At 63.3% G+C, this 19,719-nt stretch carries 23 protein-coding genes; 21 read left to right on the forward strand and 2 right to left on the reverse strand.

Features of this window, described 5'->3' with window-relative positions; translation table 11 throughout:
* Positions 1–63 precede the first annotated feature (63 nt).
* The 18 genes from DPM35_RS33130 (at position 64) to DPM35_RS21075 (ending at position 14,016) form a co-directional block, all read left to right on the forward strand.
* Entirely contained in the window at positions 64–192 is a 129-nt protein-coding gene (locus tag DPM35_RS33130; RefSeq protein WP_281004619.1) for a hypothetical protein, read from the forward strand.
* A 102-nt stretch (positions 193–294) separates the two neighbouring features.
* Positions 295–585 (forward strand): Dabb family protein, encoded by a 291-nt coding sequence (locus DPM35_RS20995; protein WP_042642267.1) that lies wholly within the window; start codon positions 295–297, stop codon positions 583–585.
* Between the two features lie 62 nt (positions 586–647).
* Positions 648–1,523 carry a VOC family protein gene (locus DPM35_RS21000; protein ID WP_112129176.1) on the forward strand — a complete coding sequence of 292 codons (876 nt, stop codon included), beginning with the start codon at positions 648–650 and terminating at the stop codon, positions 1,521–1,523.
* Complete coding sequence (kdsA, locus tag DPM35_RS21005; protein ID WP_112129177.1) at positions 1,520–2,365, forward strand: 3-deoxy-8-phosphooctulonate synthase; 846 nt, start codon at positions 1,520–1,522, stop codon at positions 2,363–2,365. The genes DPM35_RS21000 and kdsA overlap by 4 nt, the downstream gene beginning before the upstream one ends.
* A gap of 95 nt (positions 2,366–2,460) precedes the next feature.
* Entirely contained in the window at positions 2,461–2,667 is a 207-nt protein-coding gene (locus DPM35_RS21010; RefSeq protein ID WP_073986887.1) for a dodecin family protein, read from the forward strand.
* A 72-nt stretch (positions 2,668–2,739) separates the two neighbouring features.
* Positions 2,740–3,105, forward strand: coding sequence for a PRC-barrel domain-containing protein (locus tag DPM35_RS21015; RefSeq protein ID WP_112129178.1), 366 nt, complete (start codon positions 2,740–2,742; stop codon positions 3,103–3,105).
* Between the two features lie 390 nt (positions 3,106–3,495).
* Positions 3,496–4,770 carry a phosphopyruvate hydratase gene (gene eno / locus DPM35_RS21020; protein ID WP_042642276.1) on the forward strand — a complete coding sequence of 425 codons (1,275 nt, stop codon included), beginning with the start codon at positions 3,496–3,498 and terminating at the stop codon, positions 4,768–4,770.
* Positions 4,771–4,925: 155 nt separating this feature from the next.
* Complete coding sequence (locus DPM35_RS21025; RefSeq protein ID WP_112129179.1) at positions 4,926–5,249, forward strand: FtsB family cell division protein; 324 nt, start codon at positions 4,926–4,928, stop codon at positions 5,247–5,249.
* 175 nt (positions 5,250–5,424) lie between these two features.
* Complete coding sequence (pdhA, locus tag DPM35_RS21030; protein ID WP_112129180.1) at positions 5,425–6,462, forward strand: pyruvate dehydrogenase (acetyl-transferring) E1 component subunit alpha; 1,038 nt, start codon at positions 5,425–5,427, stop codon at positions 6,460–6,462.
* A gap of 15 nt (positions 6,463–6,477) precedes the next feature.
* A complete protein-coding gene (locus tag DPM35_RS21035; protein ID WP_112129181.1) occupies positions 6,478–7,869 on the forward strand; it encodes a pyruvate dehydrogenase complex E1 component subunit beta in 1,392 nt (463 codons plus the stop codon).
* A 10-nt stretch (positions 7,870–7,879) separates the two neighbouring features.
* Positions 7,880–8,167 carry a hypothetical protein gene (locus DPM35_RS21040; protein WP_112129182.1) on the forward strand — a complete coding sequence of 96 codons (288 nt, stop codon included), beginning with the start codon at positions 7,880–7,882 and terminating at the stop codon, positions 8,165–8,167.
* A 3-nt stretch (positions 8,168–8,170) separates the two neighbouring features.
* Positions 8,171–9,550, forward strand: coding sequence for a pyruvate dehydrogenase complex dihydrolipoamide acetyltransferase (locus DPM35_RS21045; RefSeq protein WP_112129183.1), 1,380 nt, complete (start codon positions 8,171–8,173; stop codon positions 9,548–9,550).
* A 15-nt stretch (positions 9,551–9,565) separates the two neighbouring features.
* Complete coding sequence (locus DPM35_RS21050) at positions 9,566–9,991, forward strand: hypothetical protein (RefSeq protein WP_112129184.1); 426 nt, start codon at positions 9,566–9,568, stop codon at positions 9,989–9,991.
* On the forward strand, positions 9,988–10,626 hold the full coding sequence (locus tag DPM35_RS21055; RefSeq protein ID WP_112129185.1) for an SGNH/GDSL hydrolase family protein: 639 nt from the start codon (positions 9,988–9,990) through the stop codon (positions 10,624–10,626). Before DPM35_RS21050 ends, DPM35_RS21055 begins: the two co-directional genes overlap by 4 nt.
* Positions 10,627–10,654: 28 nt before the next feature.
* Positions 10,655–12,103, forward strand: a complete 1,449-nt coding sequence (gene lpdA, locus DPM35_RS21060) for a dihydrolipoyl dehydrogenase (protein ID WP_112129186.1) — start codon at positions 10,655–10,657, stop codon at positions 12,101–12,103.
* Between the two features lie 102 nt (positions 12,104–12,205).
* Complete coding sequence (locus DPM35_RS21065) at positions 12,206–12,463, forward strand: GlsB/YeaQ/YmgE family stress response membrane protein (RefSeq protein ID WP_040982931.1); 258 nt, start codon at positions 12,206–12,208, stop codon at positions 12,461–12,463.
* A 125-nt stretch (positions 12,464–12,588) separates the two neighbouring features.
* Positions 12,589–13,554: a lipoyl synthase gene (gene lipA, locus DPM35_RS21070; protein ID WP_112129187.1), complete on the forward strand. Its 966-nt coding sequence runs from the start codon at positions 12,589–12,591 to the stop codon at positions 13,552–13,554.
* A 6-nt stretch (positions 13,555–13,560) separates the two neighbouring features.
* Positions 13,561–14,016, forward strand: a complete 456-nt coding sequence (locus DPM35_RS21075; RefSeq protein WP_112129188.1) for a type II toxin-antitoxin system RatA family toxin — start codon at positions 13,561–13,563, stop codon at positions 14,014–14,016.
* Between the two features lie 3 nt (positions 14,017–14,019).
* On the opposite strand, the gene DPM35_RS21080 is transcribed toward DPM35_RS21075, so the two are convergent.
* On the reverse strand, positions 14,020–14,517 hold the full coding sequence (locus tag DPM35_RS21080) for a CinA family protein (protein WP_112129189.1): 498 nt from the start codon (positions 14,515–14,517) through the stop codon (positions 14,020–14,022).
* Positions 14,514–15,743, reverse strand: coding sequence for a bifunctional 2-C-methyl-D-erythritol 4-phosphate cytidylyltransferase/2-C-methyl-D-erythritol 2,4-cyclodiphosphate synthase (locus tag DPM35_RS21085; RefSeq protein ID WP_112129190.1), 1,230 nt, complete (start codon positions 15,741–15,743; stop codon positions 14,514–14,516). The genes DPM35_RS21080 and DPM35_RS21085 overlap by 4 nt, the downstream gene beginning before the upstream one ends.
* A gap of 254 nt (positions 15,744–15,997) precedes the next feature.
* Between DPM35_RS21085 and dusB the strand changes: the two genes are divergently transcribed.
* Genes dusB through ntrC form a run of 3 tightly spaced genes read left to right on the forward strand, consistent with a single transcriptional unit; the run spans position 15,998 to position 19,622 of the window.
* Positions 15,998–17,026, forward strand: coding sequence for a tRNA dihydrouridine synthase DusB (gene dusB, locus DPM35_RS21090; protein ID WP_112129191.1), 1,029 nt, complete (start codon positions 15,998–16,000; stop codon positions 17,024–17,026).
* Entirely contained in the window at positions 17,023–18,165 is a 1,143-nt protein-coding gene (locus tag DPM35_RS21095; RefSeq protein WP_112129192.1) for a two-component system sensor histidine kinase NtrB, read from the forward strand. The genes dusB and DPM35_RS21095 overlap by 4 nt, the downstream gene beginning before the upstream one ends.
* Positions 18,162–19,622 carry a nitrogen regulation protein NR(I) gene (ntrC, locus tag DPM35_RS21100; RefSeq protein ID WP_042642300.1) on the forward strand — a complete coding sequence of 487 codons (1,461 nt, stop codon included), beginning with the start codon at positions 18,162–18,164 and terminating at the stop codon, positions 19,620–19,622. Before DPM35_RS21095 ends, ntrC begins: the two co-directional genes overlap by 4 nt.
* Positions 19,623–19,719 lie beyond the last annotated feature (97 nt).

Here is a 19,719-nt window from a genome sequence, read left to right on the forward strand (position 1 = left end):
TCAACTCGAAGGACCGCTGCCGCTCCCACTGGTTCCAGCCGGCCACATAAGCTAGTTTTAGCCATGCGTTATGTAATCGTCATCGCAGCCATTGCCTTCTTCCTGATCTGGGATGGCCTCTACAATCATGGTCACTATCTCGACGTGACCGTGCGGGAAATGTCGCGCATCGTGCGCCATGTCACTGGATAAAGCCTTGCCGGTTGCGCATCGCGGGCGCGACATCGTTGCCGGTTGACGCTCAGGCGTCGCTCCCACAAAAACACCGCTGAATCGACGATCACGGAGGTTGGCTTGATCCGGCACATCGTTTTCTTCAGCGTGCGGCGCAAGGAAGATGTCGAGGCTGTGCGCTCGGGCCTGCTGGCGCTTGGCAAGATTCCGCATTCGAAGCATTTCGAAGTGACGCTCAACACCAAGGTCGACCTGTTCTCCAACGCGATCGACGTGGTCGTCTATGCCGAGTTCGAGGACGAAGCCGCGCTTGCCGCCTACAAGGCGCATCCGATCTATGCCGATACGACCAGCAAGGTGAAGCCGCTGCGCGAACTGCGCTATTCGGCCGATGTCGTGGCCGCGGCCTGAACCGGGCAAGCGCGCTCCGCTGCTCTTGAACCCCAGGCCGGAATGGGGCAAACCGCGCCGGCATGACCAAAAAATCAGCTCATCCGCTCGACCATCTCGTTCTGCCGGCGCAGAACCTTGATGCCGTTCGCTCGCGCTTGACGTCGCTCGGCTTTGTCGTCGCGCCCACAGGCATCCACCCCTTCGGCACGGAGAATGCCTGCGTCTTTTTCACCGATGGCACCTATCTGGAGCCGCTGGCGGTCGGAAATGAGCAGACGGCGGACCTCGCCATAAGCGAGGGCAATGTCTTCGTCGCGCGCGACCGCCTCTACCGTCAAACCATTGGCGATGAAGGTTTTTCCGCCGTCGTCTTCGGAACGGCCAATGCCGATGCCGATCATAGGCGCTATGTCGAGGCCGGTCTTTCGGCCGGCGAAATGCTGAGCTTCTCGCGCGCCTTTACCGACGCAAACGGCAAAAGCGACATGGCTTCCTTCAAGCTGGCATTCGTATCCGACAAGGAGGCCGACGAGGCCTTCCTCTTCGCCTGCCAGCGCATCAACGCACCCAAGATCGATCGCACGGCGCTGCAGGCGCACGCCAATGGCGTGACGGGTATTCTCGAAATCATCGCCGTCAGTGACAGGCCCGCAGCCCAGATCGGATTGATCGCGACCGCCGCCGAAGCTGGTGCGAGCGACGGCGACGCCGTGCGGCTGCCGAATGCAGTCCTCAGCGTTTTCTCGTCTGAAGATTATGGCTCGCGCTTCGGCCTGACGGTCGCGCCGTCGCCGAACCTGCGCTTCACGGCCATCGTTTTCTCGCTTCGCGACACGGCCGCCGCCAGGCGGCTGCTTGCGGAAAACGCTGTCCGACACAACATGAGCGGCAATGATATCGTCGTTCCGCCGGCGCCCGGGCAGGGCGCCGCCTTCATCTTCCGGGAGACCCCATGAGCAAGCCCCTGGCGCCCAATTCATCGGTAACGATCGGCAAGGTCGTCTTCGCAAACAACGCGCCGCTGTCGCTGATCGCCGGCCCGTGCCAGCTTGAATCGCGCCAGCACGCTTTCGACATGGCCGGTGCGCTGAAGGAACTGACGCAACGTCTGGGTATCGGCCTCGTCTACAAGACCAGCTACGACAAGGCCAACCGCACCTCGCTTTCGGCGACGCGAGGTGCCGGCCTCGACGCGGCGATGCCGATTTTCGACGATCTGCGCAAGGAGTTTGGGCTCCCGGTGCTGACCGACGTCCACACCGAGGAACAATGCGCCATCGTCGCGCCGCATGTCGATGTCCTGCAGATCCCAGCCTTCCTGTCGCGCCAGACCGACATGCTGGTCGCCGCTGCCAAAACCGGCAAGGTCATCAATGTGAAGAAGGGCCAGTTCCTTGCGCCGTGGGACATGAAGAATGTCGTCGCCAAGATCACTGGCTCCGGCAATGCGAACGTGCTCACCACCGAGCGCGGCGTCTCCTTCGGCTACAACACGCTGGTCTCGGACATGCGCGCGTTGCCGATCATGGCCGAGATCGGCGCCCCGGTGATCTTCGACGCGACCCATTCCGTGCAGCAGCCGGGCGGGCAGGGCGGTTCATCCGGCGGTGAACGGCGCTTTGTCGCGACGCTGGCGCGCGCGGCCGTTGCCGTCGGCGTCGCCGGCGTCTTCATCGAAACCCATCAGGACCCCGACAATTCGACGTCTTCGGACGGCCCCAACATGGTTCCCCTCAAGGACATGCCGGCGCTGCTCGAAAAACTGATGGCCTTCGACCGCATCGCCAAAGGGCACTGATCCCGGCGGCCGACCTGATCCTGCACCGGCTTGTGGTTGCATTCAGCCGGCGCTACGCTCGTTTTCGTAACTGAGCGTCCTGGCAGGAGGAAGCCATGTCCGTTGCTCGCGTCACCGAAATCACGTCGTCGTCCAAGAAGAGCTTTCAGGATGCCATTGAGAAGGGCATCGCGCGCGCTGCAAAGACCCTGAAGAACGTCGAAGGCGCCTGGATCCAGGACCAGAAGATCGTCGTCGAGGACGGCAAGATCGCTGCCTACCGCGTCAACATGAAGGTCACCTTCATCCTCACCGACAGCTGAGCAAGGTCGTCGGGAACCTTAGCGCGCTCCTCTCATTGTCAATGCAGGCATTCAATCGAGAGGAGCACCATCATGACCACCCCGTCCGGGCACACCGAAGCCATTGCCGCCTCGCGCGTCATCGGCACGTCTGTCTACAACACCGAAGGCAAGAGCATCGGCAGCATCGAGGACGTGATGCTCGACAAGATGTCGAACGGCATCATGTTCGCCGTGATCGGCTTCGGCGGCTTCCTCGGCATGGGCGAGAAGTACCACGCCGTCCCGTGGGCGACCCTCGACTATGACGAAGACAAAGGCGGCTACGTCGTCCCGTTCACCAAGGAACAATTGCAGGCCGCGCCCGCATACTCGATCGATGAACTGACCGGCGCCGACGGCGAGGCGGCCCGCGATGCCTCATTCCAGTATTATCACGTGAAGCCCTATTGGCATTGACCGCTTGATAGGTGCGCTGAAAAGCCAAAGGCCCCCGGGCAAAACCCGGGGGCCTTTGGCGTTTTCAACTACCGCGCCGCTCTGAGCGTCGATAATTCCACTGAGCTCTGCTGGGGTTTCCGGTCGTCACATGACGTCAGGAACGCCGCCGCGATCAGAAACAAACTCACAATACCGCTTAGCTGGGACATGGCGAAACTCCTCCTGTTTCGCCCCGCGCGAACGCGACCATAGATGAGAAGGCCACGCGATGCGCATGACTTATGATGACAGAAATTTGCGCTTCGTGAATCCGGCCCGCGGCAATAATTGCGGCGCCGCCGATTGCCTTTTGCGCCGCTTTGGCTAAGAGGGTCGCGACGCTTCAATCGATCAATCGGGGACATCGCAATGACCGCCATCATCGACATTGTCGGGCGTGAAATCCTGGACAGCCGTGGCAATCCGACCGTCGAGGTCGACGTGGTGCTGGAGGACGGCTCGATGGGCCGCGCCGCGGTGCCGTCGGGGGCATCGACCGGCGCGCATGAGGCTGTCGAACTGCGTGACGGCGGGCCGCGTTATCTCGGCAAGGGTGTCCAGCGCGCTGTCGAGGCCGTGAACGGCGAACTGTTCGAGGCGATCGGCGGCATGGAAGCCGAGAACCAGATCCATATCGACCAGACTATGATCGAGCTCGACGGCACGCCGAACAAGAGCCGCCTCGGCGCCAATGCCATCCTCGGCGTGTCGCTTGCCGTCGCCAAGGCCGCGGCCGAAGCCGCCGGCCTGCCGCTCTACCGCTACGTCGGCGGCGCCAAGGCGCATATCCTGCCGGTGCCGATGATGAACATCATCAATGGCGGCGCCCATGCCGACAACCCGATCGACTTCCAGGAATTCATGATCCTGCCGGTCGGCGCGCCGACGCTGCGTGACGGCGTGCGCTGGGGCTCGGAGATTTTCCACACGCTGCGCAAGAAGCTGAAGGATGCCGGCCACAACACCAATGTCGGCGATGAGGGTGGCTTCGCCCCCAATCTGAAGAGCGCGCCGTCGGCTCTCGATTTCATCATGGAATCGATCGAGAAGGCCGGCTTCAAGCCCGGTGAGGATGTCGCGCTTGGCCTTGACTGCGCGGCGACCGAGTTCTTCAAGGACGGCAACTACGTCTATGAGGGCGAGAAGAAGACCCGCGATCCGAAGGCGCAGGCCAAGTACCTTGCCAAGCTTGCTTCCGACTATCCGATCATCACCATCGAGGATGGCCTTGCCGAGGACGACTGGGAAGGCTGGAAGTATCTGACTGACCTGATCGGCAAGAAAACCCAGCTTGTCGGCGATGACCTCTTCGTCACCAACACGGCTCGGCTGCGCGATGGCATCCGCATGGGCGTCGCCAATTCGATCCTGGTCAAGGTCAACCAGATCGGCTCGCTGACCGAAACGCTCGACGCGGTCGAAACCGCGCACAAGGCCGGCTATACCGCCGTCATGTCGCACCGCTCGGGCGAGACCGAGGATTCGACCATTGCCGACCTCGCGGTCGCCACCAATTGCGGGCAGATCAAGACCGGCTCGCTGTCGCGTTCGGACCGCATGGCCAAATACAACCAGCTCATCCGCATCGAGGAAGAGCTGGGCAAGCAGGCGCGTTACGCCGGCAAGTCGGTGGTCAAGGGCTGATCCAGTCTGTTGGGAACGGTCTGAAAAAGGCGGGGCATCCCGCCCTTTTCGTTTCTGGCGACCTTGCGAAAGGTCGCCCGTAACCGTCCATTAAGCACAATCGGGCGAAATACGACTCATGGCCGCTTGCGTTCGCGGCCGCGAGGGTTCGGGTCATGTGGACACGTCAGCACAAGCAGAGAAACACCGGCAGGCTGATCATCCCTTCGCTTTGCGTGCTCTTCCTGACCTATTTCGGCTTCCATGCCTATCACGGCGAGTTCGGCATCTACTCCAAGTACCGGCTCGAGGCCCGGGCGGCCGAACTGCAGGCTCAGCTTGATGCGGTGAAAGCGCGCCGGATCGACTTCGAGCGCCGTGTCCAGCTGATGCATGAAGGCACGCTGGAGAAGGATATGCTTGACGAGCAGGCCCGAAAGGCGCTCAATCTGTCCCAGCCCGACGAAATCACAATCATGTTGCCCGCCCCGACGAAATAACCGAATTTCGGTTAATCGCCTTTATCTGCAATGATTCTAATCGCTTAGATGCATGCCAGCCATGCATTTTTCAGCATAGCGCAATGCATCCTCGCGTGTTAGCCTCAGGCAAATCGGTGGGGAGGCGATCGATCTCCCTGAATGTCCGCAAAGAGACGCCAACAGGGAGTGATGCATGGCCACCGCCGCCAAAAAAGCGCCCGCCAAATCCAGATCCGACAAACAGCCCAATCTGTCAGCGCCCAAGCCCGCTGATTTCACCAAGGAAGAGGAGCTCTCCGCCTACCGGCATATGCTCTTGATCCGCCGCTTCGAGGAAAAGGCCGGCCAGCTTTACGGCATGGGTTTCATCGGCGGCTTCTGCCATCTCTATATCGGCCAGGAGGCCGTCGTCACCGGCATGAAGATGGCGCTGGTCGAAGGCGACCAGATGATCACCGCCTATCGCGACCACGGCCATATGCTGGCGATGGACCTGTCGCCGCGCGGCGTCATGGCCGAGCTCACCGGACGCCGCGGCGGCCTGTCGAAGGGCAAGGGCGGCTCCATGCACATGTTCTCCAAGGAGAAGCATTTCTACGGCGGCCACGGCATCGTCGGCGCCCAGGTGTCGCTCGGCACCGGCCTTGCCTTCGCCAACCGCTACCGCGACAACAAGAACGTCTCGCTGACCTATTTCGGCGATGGCGCGGCCAACCAGGGCCAGGTCTATGAAAGCTTCAACATGGCCTCGCTGTGGAAGCTGCCGGTGATCTACGTCATCGAGAACAACCGCTACGCCATGGGCACGTCGGTGTCGCGCTCGTCGGCAGAGACCGACTTCTCGCATCGCGGCGCTTCCTTCAAAATCCCGGGCATCCAGGTCGATGGCATGGACGTTCGCGCCGTGAAGTCGGCGGCCGATCTCGCCACCGAATGGTGCCGCGCCGGCAACGGCCCGCTCATCCTCGAAATGCAGACCTACCGCTATCGCGGCCATTCGATGTCCGACCCGGCGAAGTACCGTTCCAAGGAGGAGGTGCAGAAGATGCGCTCCGAGCACGACCCGATCGAGCAGGTTCGGGTGCGGCTGCTCGACAAGAAGTGGGCAAGCGAGGACGAGCTCAAGACCATCGACAAGGAAGTCCGCGACATCGTCGCCGACGCCGCCGAATTCGCCCAGAACGACGCCGAGCCGGATCCGTCCGAGCTCTGGACCGACATCGTACTCTAAGGGGAGGGCAAGGACATGCCGATCGAAATTCTCATGCCCGCGCTCTCGCCGACGATGGAAGAGGGCAATCTTTCCAAATGGCTGAAGAACGAAGGCGACAAGGTCGTCGCCGGTGACGTGATCGCCGAGATCGAGACCGACAAGGCGACGATGGAAGTCGAAGCCGTCGACGAAGGCACGCTCGCCAAGATCGTCGTTCCGGCCGGCACCGAGGGTGTCAAGGTCAATGCGGTGATCGCTGTCCTCGCGGTCGACGGCGAAGACGTCGACAAGGCCGGCGAAGGCATCGGCGAGGAAGAGCCCAAGTCTCAAGGGGCAGCACCGGCCCCGGCCCCCGCAGCGGCCAAGAGCGAGGCTCCGGCCCCCGTCGCCGCCGCGCCGAAGACGGAAGTCGCGGCCGACCCGGACATTCCCGCCGGCACCGAGATGGTTTCGACCACGGTGCGCGAGGCGCTCCGCGACGCCATGGCCGAGGAAATGCGCCGCGACGGCGACGTCTTCGTCATGGGCGAGGAAGTCGCCGAGTACCAGGGCGCCTACAAGATCACGCAGGGCCTGCTGCAGGAATTCGGGCCGCGGCGCGTCGTCGATACCCCGATCACCGAGCACGGCTTTGCCGGCGTCGGCGTCGGCGCGGCGATGGCCGGCCTGAAGCCGATCGTCGAGTTCATGACCTTCAACTTCGCCATGCAGGCGATTGACCAGATCATCAACTCGGCCGCCAAGACGCTCTATATGTCCGGCGGCCAGATGGGCGCGCCGATCGTCTTCCGTGGTCCGAACGGCGCCGCGGCCCGCGTCGCCGCGCAGCACTCGCAATGCTACGCCGCCTGGTACAGCCATATCCCCGGCCTGAAAGTGGTCATGCCCTACACCGCGGCTGACGCCAAGGGCCTGCTGAAGGCCGCGATCCGCGATCCGAACCCGGTCATCTTCCTCGAGAATGAGATCCTCTACGGCCATTCCTTCGATGTGCCGAAGCTCGACGATTTCGTCCTGCCGATCGGCAAGGCGCGTATCCACAAGCAGGGCAAGGACGTCACCCTCGTCTCCTTCGGCATCGGCATGACCTATGCGGTCAAGGCGGAGGCCGAATTGCGCGGCATGGGCATCGATGCCGAGATCATCGATTTGAGAACGATCCGGCCGCTCGACTTCGACACGATTATCGCCTCGGTCAAGAAGACCAACCGCCTCGTGGTGGTGGAAGAAGGTTTCCCGCAGAGCTCGGTCGGCGACCACATCGCCAACCAGGTCTCGCAGCGCGCCTTCGACTTCCTCGACGCGCCGGTGATCACCATCGCCGGCAAGGACGTGCCGATGCCCTATGCGGCGAACCTCGAAAAGCTGGCCCTGCCCAATGTCGGCGAGGTAGTCGAAGCAGTCAAAGCTGTCACCTATCGCTAGGACAACGCGGATGCCGTCTCTCTGGGTTCTGGCCGCCGTCATTGTACCTACCGTTGCCGTGGCCTTCTTGGTGCGCTCGGTAACCGGCAAGTTCGACGCGATTTTATTGATGCTGAGCGGTGCTGCTTCGCTCGTCCTGGCAGTTGTTGCGACCGGCTCCGCACAGGTCGATCAAACCGGTGGCATGATGAGCCTCGAAATGAGCAAAAGCAGCTTCCATTTCGGGGTCCTGCCACCCGTATTCATCGTCGCCACGCTGACCGTCATGCGCGGCCTGTTCAAGTTCATTCAGGAGTGAGCGATGCCAATCAACATCACCATGCCGGCGCTCTCGCCCACGATGGAAGAGGGCAATCTTTCCAAGTGGCTGGTCAAGGAAGGCGATAAGGTCTCGCCGGGCGACGTGATCGCCGAGATCGAGACCGACAAGGCGACGATGGAAGTCGAGGCCGTCGATGAAGGTACGGTCGCCAAGCTGGTGGTTCCGGCCGGCACCGAGGGCGTCAAGGTCAACGCGCTGATCGCCATCCTGGCCGGCGAGGGCGAGGATGCCGGGGCTGCGGCCAAGGCTGGCGGCGACGCTGCGCCCAAGGCTGAGGCACCGAAAGCGGACGCCCCGAAGGCCGAGGCGCCCAAGGAAGCGCCGAAGCCGGCTGCAGCCGCCGCGGCGCCCGCGGCCGCCAAGGCCGAGCCCGCTCCGGTCGCGAATGGCCACGCCGGCGGCGAACGCGTCTTTGCTTCGCCGCTCGCCCGTCGCATCGCCAAGGATGCCGGTGTCGATGTGTCCGCCGTGACCGGCACCGGCCCGCATGGCCGCGTCGTCAAGGCCGATGTCGAGGCGGCGATTTCTTCCGGTGGCGCGAAGGCTGCCCCCGCTGCGAAGGCGCCCGCCGGCGCTCCCGGCGCGACTCCAGCCCCCGCGCCGAAGCCAATGTCGGACGACCAGGTGTTGAAGCTGTTCGCCGAAGGCTCCTACGAGCTGGTGCCGCACGACAACATGCGCAAGACCATCGCGCGCCGCCTGGTCGAGGCGAAATCCACCGTCCCGCATTTCTATCTGACGCTGGATTGCGAGCTCGATGCGCTCTTGGCGTTGCGCACGCAGCTCAATGCCGCGGCCCCGATGAGGAAGACCGACAAGGGCGAGGTTCCCGCCTACAAGCTTTCGGTCAACGACATGGTGATCAAGGCCATGGCGATGGCGCTGATGGCGGTGCCGGATGCGAACGCTTCATGGACCGACAGTGCGATGGTGAAACACAAGCACGCCGATGTCGGCGTCGCGGTGTCGATCCCCGGCGGCCTGATCACCCCGATCATTCGGCATGCCGATGAAAAGACGCTGTCGGTGATCTCCAACGAGATGAAGGACCTGGCAAGCCGCGCCAGGAGCCGCAAGCTGAAGCCGGAAGAATATCAGGGCGGAACCACGGCGGTGTCGAACCTCGGCATGTTCGGCATCAAGGACTTTGCCGCCGTCATCAACCCGCCGCATGCCACGATCCTGGCGGTCGGCGCCGGCGAGGAGCGGGCCGTGGTCAAGAAGGGCGAGATCAAGATAGCCACCGTCATGTCGGTGACGCTCTCGACCGATCACCGTGCGGTCGACGGCGCGCTCGGCGCCGAATTGCTCGGCGCCTTCAAGCGCATGATCGAAAACCCGATGGGTATGCTGGTGTAAGAAGGGAAAGAGGCGGTGCGGAAACTCTTCACCAGCCTTTTCGCCTTCGTCCTTTCCGGCTTCGCCGGCGGGCTGGTGGTTCAGCAACTGGCCGTGCTCACCGGTGCGACGGAAGAATACATTCTGGTCTTCGCGGCGACGGCGATGATCCTCATCGTCGTGACGGTCGGCTTCTTTCTGGTCCAGTTCCGCGCCGAGCCGATCCGGGCGGTGGACCGGATGCTCCGGTGGCTGCTTGCTGTCTTCGCGATCATCCTGGTCGCGCTCGCCGGCTGGACGTTCTCGGTCCCGGCCGAGAACAGGGCGACCGCAAGCGACCTGTCGATCGTTGCCGGGCTGGTCCTGCCCGGCGTCGTGACCATCGTCGTGCAATGGCTGTTCGTGCGCTGGCGGCTCAAGCGTTCGACAGCCGGGTTTGGTAGAAGCGGGGCAGAAGCGTGAAGACAATTCTATGCTACGGCGACTCGCTGACCTGGGGCTACGACGCCGCCAGCCTCGGCCGCCATGCGCTGGAAAACCGCTGGCCGAGCGTGCTGGGGGCTGAGCTCGGCGGCGATATCCAGGTCATCGCCGAAGGCCTCAACGGCCGCACCACGGCCTTCGACGACCATCTGGCCGGCGCCGACCGCAATGGCGCCCGTGTGCTGCCGACGATCCTGACCAGCCATGCGCCGCTCGACCTGATCATCATCATGCTTGGCGCCAACGACATGAAGCCATGGGTCCACGGCAATCCGGTCGCCGCCAAGCAAGGCATCCAGCGCCTGATCGACATCGTGCGCGGCCACGACTATCCGTTCGACTGGCCGGCACCCCAGATCCTCATCGTCGCGCCGCCGGCGGTGACGCGCACCGACAATGCCGAGTTCAAGGAAATGTTCGCCGGCGGCGACGACGCCTCCAAGCGTCTGGCGCCGCAATATTCGGCGCTAGCCGACGAGGTGGGCTGCGGCTTCTTCGACGCCGGCACGGTGGCCGTCACCACGCCGCTCGACGGCGTCCATCTCGATGCCGAGAACACGCGGCGCATCGGTCAGGCTCTGGCGCCGCTCGTGCGCGTCATGCTCTCACTCTAACCTTCAGAAAGATCAGGGAGAAAAACCCGTGGCTGAATCCTACGACGTCATCATCATCGGCTCAGGCCCCGGCGGCTATGTCACGGCGGTGCGCTCCGCCCAGCTTGGCTTCAAGACGGCGATCGTCGAGCGCGAGCATCTGGGCGGCATCTGCCTCAACTGGGGCTGTATCCCGACCAAGGCGCTGCTGCGCTCGGCCGAGATCATGCATTATTCGGATCACCTCAAGGACTACGGCCTGAAGCTCGAAGGCGGCAAGGTCAGCCCCGATACGGCCGCGGTGGTCGATCGTTCGCGAAAAGTGTCGCTCAGGCTGAACACCGGCGTCGGCTTCCTGATGAAGAAGAACAAGGTCGACGTCATCTGGGGCGAGGCGAAGCTCTCCAAGCCCGGTGAGGTCGTCGTTTCAAAGACGGCCAAGAAGGCGATGGAACCGCAGCCGCCGGTGCCGAAGGGCGTCAAGGGCGAGGGCACCTACACAGCCAAGCACATCATCCTGGCGACCGGTGCCAGGCCTCGCGCGCTGCCCGGCATCGAGCCGGACGGCAAGCTGATCTGGACCTATTTCGAGGCGATGGTGCCGAAGGAAATGCCGAAATCGCTGCTGGTCATGGGTTCCGGCGCCATCGGCATCGAGTTCGCCTCCTTCTACCGCACCATGGGCGCCGACGTGACGGTGGTCGAGCTGCTGCCCGCGGTGATGCCGGTCGAGGACGCCGAGGTCTCGAAATTCGCGCAGAAACAGTTCGAGAAGCAGGGGATGAAGATCATCCTCGAAGCCAAGGTGACCAAGGTCGAAAAGGGTGCAAATTCGATCACCGCGCATGTCGAGATGAAGGACGGCAAGGTCGAGAAGATCACCGCCGATCGCATGATCTCGGCCGTCGGCGTGCAGGGCAACATCGAAAATCTTGGCCTCGAGGCGCTCGGCGTGAAGACCGACCGTGGCTGCATCGTCGTCGACGGCTACGGCAAGACCAATGTGCCGGGCATCTACGCCATCGGCGACGTTGCCGGACCGCCGATGCTCGCGCACAAGGCCGAGCATGAAGGCGTCGTCTGCATCGAGAAGATCGCCAATTTCCCGGGCGTGCATCCCATCGACAAGCTGAAGATCCCCGGCTGCACCTATTGCAGCCCGCAGGTCGCGTCCGTCGGCCTGACCGAAGCCAAGGCCAAGGCCGAAGGTAAGGACATCCGCGTCGGGCGCTTCCCGTTCAGCGCCAACGGCAAGGCGATCGCGCTCGGCGAGGACCAGGGCTTCGTCAAGACCATCTTCGACAAGAAGACGGGTCAGCTTCTCGGCGCGCATATGGTCGGCGCCGAGGTGACCGAGCTCATACAGGGTTTTGTCGTGGCGATGAACCTGGAGACCACCGAGGAAGAGCTGATGCACACGATCTTCCCGCATCCGACCCTGTCGGAGATGATGAAGGAGAGCGTGCTCGACGCCTATGGTCGCGCTTTGAACGCATGATAAATTCGCCTTGCGAGACTCACACGCGGCAGCCGGAGAAATCTGACGGCAAGGCAGCTCGTATCCGGATGCATTTTGACCTGATCGAGGAGGAATTGGCACATGCATATGAATGGCGTCGGCTGGATCACAGCCATCATCGTCGGCGGTCTGGCGGGCTGGTTCGCCGAGATGGTCATGAAGAGCAACACCGGTATCTTCATGAACATCATCATGGGCATCGTCGGCGCTGTGGTGCTGAACGCGATCCTGCAAGCGCTCAATATCCAGTCTTTCGGCGTCGGCTGGGTCGCCTATCTGATCACCGGCTTCATCGGGGCCTGCCTGCTGATCTTTGTCGGACGGCTCGTTCGCCGCTGAACGAAAGCCGCTATGCGAAAATGGCCGTGGCGGCATGCGCCGCCCCGGCCTTTTTCTTTGCCGCGAAAAGTCCTAGATGACGAAAGACAGCCGGCCGTCGAAATAGCGGTCGCGAAGGGTTCGAGATGGTCACAGTCGTAGACACGATCGCCAACCGGCCGCGCCCGCGGCATCCCGAGAAGGCGCACCGGCCCGACCAGGAGGTGCTGCGCAAGCCCGACTGGATCCGCGTCAAGGCGCCGGTTTCCAAAGGTTATGCCGAGACGCGCGAGATCGTGAAGTCGCACAAGCTGGTGACGGTGTGCGAGGAGGCCGGCTGCCCGAATATCGGCGAATGCTGGGACAAGAAGCACGCCACCTTCATGATCATGGGCGAGATCTGCACGCGCGCCTGCGCCTTCTGCAATGTCGCGACCGGCATCCCGACCGCGCTCGATCCGGATGAGCCCGCGCGCGTGGCGCACGCCGTGAAGCAAATGGGGCTGAGCCACGTCGTCATCACGTCGGTCGACCGTGACGACCTTGCAGATGGCGGCGCGCAGCATTTCGCCGACGTCATCCGCGCCATCCGCGCGGCAACGCCCTCGACGACGATCGAAATCCTGACGCCCGACTTCCTGCGCAAGGACGGCGCGCTGGAAATTGTCGTCGCGGCCAAGCCCGACGTCTTCAACCACAATCTCGAAACCGTGCCGTCGAACTACCTGACGGTCCGGCCCGGCGCACGCTATTTCCATTCGATCCGGCTTTTGCAGCGGGTCAAGGAACTCGACCCGTCGATCTTCACCAAATCCGGCATCATGGTCGGCCTCGGCGAGGAGCGGAACGAGGTGCTGCAACTGATGGACGATCTGCGTTCGGCCAATGTCGACTTCATGACCATCGGCCAGTACCTGCAGCCTTCGAAGAAGCACCATCCGGTGATCCGCTTCATCCCGCCGGACGAGTTCAAGTCCTACGAGACGATCGGCAAGACCAAGGGTTTTCTGCTCATGGCATCGAGCCCGCTGACGCGCTCCTCGCACCATGCCGGCGAGGATTTCGCCCGGCTGCGCGCGGCGCGCGAGGCGCAGCTCGCAAAGGCCAGCTGACCCTCAATGCCGAAATTCGAGGCGACACGCCGCGTCGCGCATACACCGCAAGAGATGTTCGCGCTGGTGGCCGATATCGAGGCCTACCCGCAATTCCTGCCGCTCTGTGAATCGCTCACCGTGCGCTCGCGCAAGGAGCGCGACGGCCGCACCATCCTGGTCGCCGACATGAGCATCGGCTACAAGGCGATCCGCGAGACATTCACGACACAAGTGCTGCTGAAGCCCGACGAGAATGCCATCGACGTCAAATATATCGACGGCCCGTTCAAATATCTCAGCAACATCTGGCGCTTCGATCCTGCCGACGGCGGCTGCGAGGTGCATTTCTTCATCGACTACGAATTCAAGAGCCGCATTCTCGGCGCGCTGATGGGCACGATGTTCGACCGCGCCTTCCGCATGTTCTCGGAAGCCTTCGAGAAGCGCGCCGACGTCATCTACGGCGCGAAGCCGACCTGATTTTCACCCAGCCCGATCCTGACCAAGCGCTTGCAACCCGAGTTGCAGCGCGTGGCGCACCGTCTCGTGCCGGATGAATTCGCGGCCCTTTTGGCCGAACAACTGCTGTTCGGCGACGACGGGCTGCCCGGCAAGCGCAATTCCGAACCAGACAAGACCGACCGGCTTGTCCGCGGAGCCGCCGCTGGGACCGGCAATGCCGGTGACGGCGAGCGACAGGCTTGCCCGCGAATGCGCCAGCGCGCCTGCCGCCATCTCCAGCACCGTCTCGCGCGAGACCGCGCCATGCGCGTCGAGCGTGGCCGCGGAAACGCCGAGCATCTCCATCTTGGCTTCGTTGGAATAGGTGATGAAGCCACGATCGACCACGACGGAAGACCCGGCGATGTCGGTCAGCGCGGCAATGATCAGGCCGCCGGTGCAGCTCTCGGCCGTCGCTAGCATGATGCCGCGCTGCTCGCAGGCTTGGAGCAGGGCGTTTGCAAGTTCGGCGTTGCTCATGCGGGCACCTCTCCGGGATAGACGACGCTGGCGGTGGCGATCGCGGCAATGCCTTCGCCGCGCCCGACAAAGCCGAGCTTCTCATTGGTCGTCGCCTTGACCGAAATGCGCTCGGGGGCGATGCCGAGCATAGCCGAAAGCGCCTCCGTCATCGCCGCGCGATGCGGGCCGACGCGCGGCGCCTCGCAGATCAACGTGATATCGGCATTGGCGATGCGGCCGCCGCGCTCGCGCACCAGCTTTGCCGCGTGCTCGACGAAGATTCTTGAGGCCGCCCCCTTCCATTGCGGGTCCGATGGCGGGAAATGCGTGCCGATGTCGCCGGCGCCGCAGGTGGCAAGCAACGCGTCGGTCAGCGCATGCAGCCCGACATCGGCGTCTGAGTGGCCAGAGAGCTTGCGGTCATAGGGGATGGCGACGCCACAGAGCGTGACATGGTCGCCGGGCTCGAACGCATGCACGTCGTAGCCATTGCCGGTGCGAATATCCGGGAAGCGCTGCTGCGCGCTCGTGAGCCGCTGGTCGGCCAATGCGATGTCCCTTGCCCAGGTGAGCTTGACGTTGTCCGGCGATCCCGGAACGATCTTGACCGGTATCTGTGCCCATTCGGCAATCGCCGCGTCGTCGGTGAATTCCGTCTTGCCCAGATGATGCGCCTTCTCATGCGCGGCGAGCAGCGGCCAGAACGGAAAACCTTGCGGCGTCTGCGCCGCATGAAGGCCGGCCCTCGACACCGTCTCGTCGATCATGCCGGTAGCCGATTCCCGCTTCAGCGTATCGGCGACGGGCAGCGCCGGCAGCGCGCCATTGCGTTCGCCGATGGCTTCGATGGTGCGATCGATCAGCCCGGCGTCGACGAACGGGCGTACGGCATCATGCACCAGCACTTTTGCGGGTGCCCGCTCCCTCAGCGCGAGGAGTCCGAGCCGGACGGAGGCCTGGCGCGACGGGCCACCGATAACAGTGATGAGACGCTCGGCATGCGCCCCTGCGGCGCGTTGCAAAAGCTCGGCATCGTCGGCGTGGATGGCGACAACAACCGGGCCGATCAACGGATGGGAGAGAAAGATATCCAGGGTATGGGCGATAACGGCGCGGCCGCCGATGCGCTGATATTGCTTCGGACCGTCGGCCTGACCGGCGCGCGCGCCTCGGCCGGCGGCAACAATCACCACCCCGATCCCGCCGCTTGGGGACACCGCTTGCTTTTCGCTTGCCTCGCTCATTCCGATCGGTCCTAGAGACGGATGATTTCAGGTCGATTTCGACCTGAAATCTGAATCCGTCTCTAAATCAAAGAAGTAGAGCATGATGTCGGCCGAAAACCGATCACACTTTTCGGCATCATGCTCTAGTCGGGGTGATGGCCGAAGGCCAGCATTTTCCAAAATGCGCCTTAATGTGACGTCATTGCGCGTTGCACAACGCCGCACTTCTGGCTAGAGAATGTGCAACGATCGAACATGCTTGGTTTTTGTGCATGGCTGAAGCGACCACACTGGCATCGCCACTCGATATCGGCGGCGTGAAAATCCGCAATCGGGTTTTCCTCGCGCCGATGTCCGGTATCACCGACGAGCCGTTCCGGCAGCGCGCCCACGCGCATGGCGCCGGTTTGGTCGTGTCGGAAATGGTGGCGAGCGGCGAGCTGGCCAAAGGCAGAGCCGGCTGTGACCTGCGCATACGTCATTCCGGCCTGCCGGTGCATATGGTGCAGCTTGCCGGCCGCGAGGCCGTTCACATGGGCGAAGGGGCGCGCATCGCGGCGGGCGAGGGCGCCGATATCATCGACATAAACATGGGCTGCCCGGCGAAGAAGGTGACCGGCGGCTATGCCGGCTCGGCGCTGATGCGCGACCTCGACCACGCGCTGTCGCTGATCGAGGCGGTGGTCGGCGCCGTTTCGGTGCCGGTGACAGTCAAGATGCGGCTCGGCTGGGACGAAAGCGCGCTTAACGCCCCGATGCTGGCCCGGCGCGCCGAACAGGCCGGCGTCAGGATGGTGACCGTTCATGGCCGCACGCGCTGCCAGTTCTATCAAGGCAAGGCCGACTGGCGCGCCATCGCGCGCGTCAAGCAATCCGTCTCGATCCCGGTGGTGGCCAATGGCGATGTCGGCTCGCCTGAGGAAGCGGCGGCGATCCTAGAACTTTCCGGCGCCGACGCGGTGATGATCGGTCGCGCGCATTATGGCGCGCCATGGATAGCCGGCGGTATTGCGACGGCCGCGGGCGTCGCAAACACACAGAGTATCCCACTGACGCCGGAAGAGTTAACCGATTACGTCGTCTCGCATTACGAGGACATGCTCGCGCTCTATGGCATCGAAAGCGGGCTGCGCCAGGCGCGCAAGCATCTCGGCTGGTATCTTGATCGCCACGCTCCAGGTGTTTGCGCCGAACAACGCAAGCGTATCCTCACATCGTTCGAACCGGCTGAGGTCGTCGCCGAATTGCGCCGCGTATTCACCGACAGCTCGCCGTCGGACAGCCTGCGGAGCGCGGCATGAAGGCAGACGCCCCACAGCCGACTGGCATGGCGGACGCCGCCAACATCGTGCTCAACACCATCCGCCGCCCGGTGATCATGGTCGATCCTGACGGCTTCATCACTTTCGCCAACGCGGATGCCGAGGACTTCTTCCGCTCCAGCGCGACCATGCTTGCCCGCAACACGCTGTCCAAGCTGGTGCCCTTCGGCAGCCCGTTGCTGACGCTGGTCGACCAGGTGCGCGAGCGCCGCGCGCCGGTCAACGAATACCGCGTCGACGTATCGTCGCCGCGCCTCGGCATCGAGAAGATGGTCGATCTCTATGTCGCGCCGGTGCCGGAGTTTCCGGGTTCCGTCGTCGTCATGTTCCAGGAACGGTCGATGGCCGACAAGATCGACCGCCAGATGACGCATCGCGGTGCCGCGCGCTCCGTCACCGGCCTGGCCGCCATGCTGGCGCACGAGATCAAGAACCCGCTCTCGGGCATTCGTGGCGCCGCCCAGTTGCTCGAACTGTCGGCTTCCGACGAGGACCGGGCGCTCACCCGCCTGATCACCGACGAGACCGACCGAATCGTCTCGCTGGTCGACCGCATGGAAGTGTTTTCCGACGAGCGGCCGATCGAGCGTTTTCCGGTCAACATCCACGTCGTTCTGGATCATGTGAAGGCGATCGCCAAGAACGGTTTTGCCAGGCGAATCAAGATCTTGGAGGAATATGATCCATCATTGCCTCCGGTCTTCGCCAACCGTGACCAGCTGATCCAGGTCTTCCTCAACCTGGTCAAGAATGCCGCCGAGGCGATCGGATCGGATCCGCAGGGTGAGATCATGCTGTCGACGGCCTTTCGTCCCGGCATCCGCGTTTCGGTACCTGGAACGCAGGACCGAGTCTCGCTGCCGCTGGAATTCTGCGTGCATGACAACGGCCCCGGCGTATCGGAAGACATCCTGCCGATCCTGTTCGATCCGTTCATCACTACCAAGCCGAATGGTTCCGGCCTCGGGCTGGCGCTGGTCGCCAAGATCGTCGGCGAGCATGGCGGCATCATCGAATGCGATTCGACTGCGCGCGGCACCACTTTCCGCGTCCTGATGCCGGCCTGGAAGGAGACCTCGCCCGGCTCAAGCGATGAAGCTGAAGGAGACCGCAAATGAGCGTTCGCGGCAATATTCTGGTCGCCGACGACGATGCGGCGATCCGCACCGTGCTCAACCAGGCGCTGTCGCGCGTCGGCCACGAGGTGCGTGTCACCTCGAATGCCTCGACCCTGTGGCGCTGGGTCGCCGCGGGGGAAGGCGATCTCGTCATCACCGATGTGGTGATGCCGGACGAAAACGCCTTCGACATGCTGCCGCGCATCAAGAAGGCGCGGCCCGAGCTGCCGGTCATCGTCATGAGCGCCCAGAATACGTTCATGACCGCCATCCGCGCGTCCGAGACCGGCGCCTACGAATATCTGCCGAAGCCGTTCGACCTCACCGAGCTGCTCAACATCGTCAACCGGGCGCTGTCCGAGCCGAAGCGGCCGAAGCTCGACGCCCGCGCCGAAGACCAGCCGGAAACGATGCCGCTGGTCGGCCGCTCCGCCGCCATGCAGGACATCTACCGCATGCTGGCGCGCATGATGCAGACCGACCTCACGGTCATGATCAGCGGCGAGTCCGGCACCGGCAAGGAGCTGGTGGCGCGCGCCCTGCACGAATATGGCCGACGCCGCGGCGGCCCATTCGTGGCCATCAACATGGCGGCGATCCCGCGCGATCTCATCGAATCGGAACTGTTCGGCCACGAGAAGGGCGCCTTCACCGGCGCGCAGAACCGTTCCAGCGGCCGCTTCGAGCAGGCGGAGGGCGGCACGCTGTTCCTCGACGAGATCGGCGACATGCCGATGGAAGCGCAGACCCGGCTGTTGCGCGTCCTGCAGCAGGGTGAATACACGACGGTCGGCGGCCGCACACCGATCAAGACCGACGTGCGCATCGTTGCGGCCACCAACAAGGACCTGCGCACGCTGATCAACCAGGGCCTCTTTCGCGAAGACCTGTTCTATCGCCTCAACGTCGTTCCGCTCAGGCTGCCGGCGCTGCGCGAGCGTTCCGAGGACATCCCGGACCTGGTGCGGCACTTCTTCAAGCAGGGCGCCAGCGAGGGCCTCCAGACCAAGCGCATTTCGTCCGGCGGCATCGAACTCATGAAGCGCTATCCCTGGCCGGGCAATGTTCGCGAGCTGGAAAACCTGGTGCGCCGGCTGGCCGCTCTCTACTCGCAGGACGAGATTTCGTCGGAGATCATCGAGTCCGAGCTCAAGACCGGCGAGAGGCCGGTCGTGCCGGACGGCGGTGCGCTCATCCCCGACGATCTGTCGATCGGCCAGGCGGTCGAGCATTTCCTGCAGCGCTATTTCGCCTCCTTCGCCGGCGAACTGCCCCCGTCGGGACTTTACCAGCGTATTCTCGCCGAGGTCGAATATCCGTTGGTGCTGGCCTCGATGACGGCGACACGCGGCAACCAGATCAAGGCGGCGGAGCTTTTGGGGCTTAACCGCAACACGCTGCGCAAGAAGATTCGCGAGCTTGGCGTCAATGTCTACAAGTCGTCCAGGCAGCCGTAGCGCCGCCTCGTGCTAGCGGCAATTTGCGAATTGACGGGGGAAAGATTTCGTCCTCGGCCACACTTGTTGCATAATCGCCACAATGCGTTGCATACAT

This window comes from Mesorhizobium atlanticum, assembly GCF_003289965.1.
In the GTDB taxonomy this organism is placed as follows: Bacteria; Pseudomonadota; Alphaproteobacteria; order Rhizobiales; family Rhizobiaceae; genus Mesorhizobium; species Mesorhizobium atlanticum.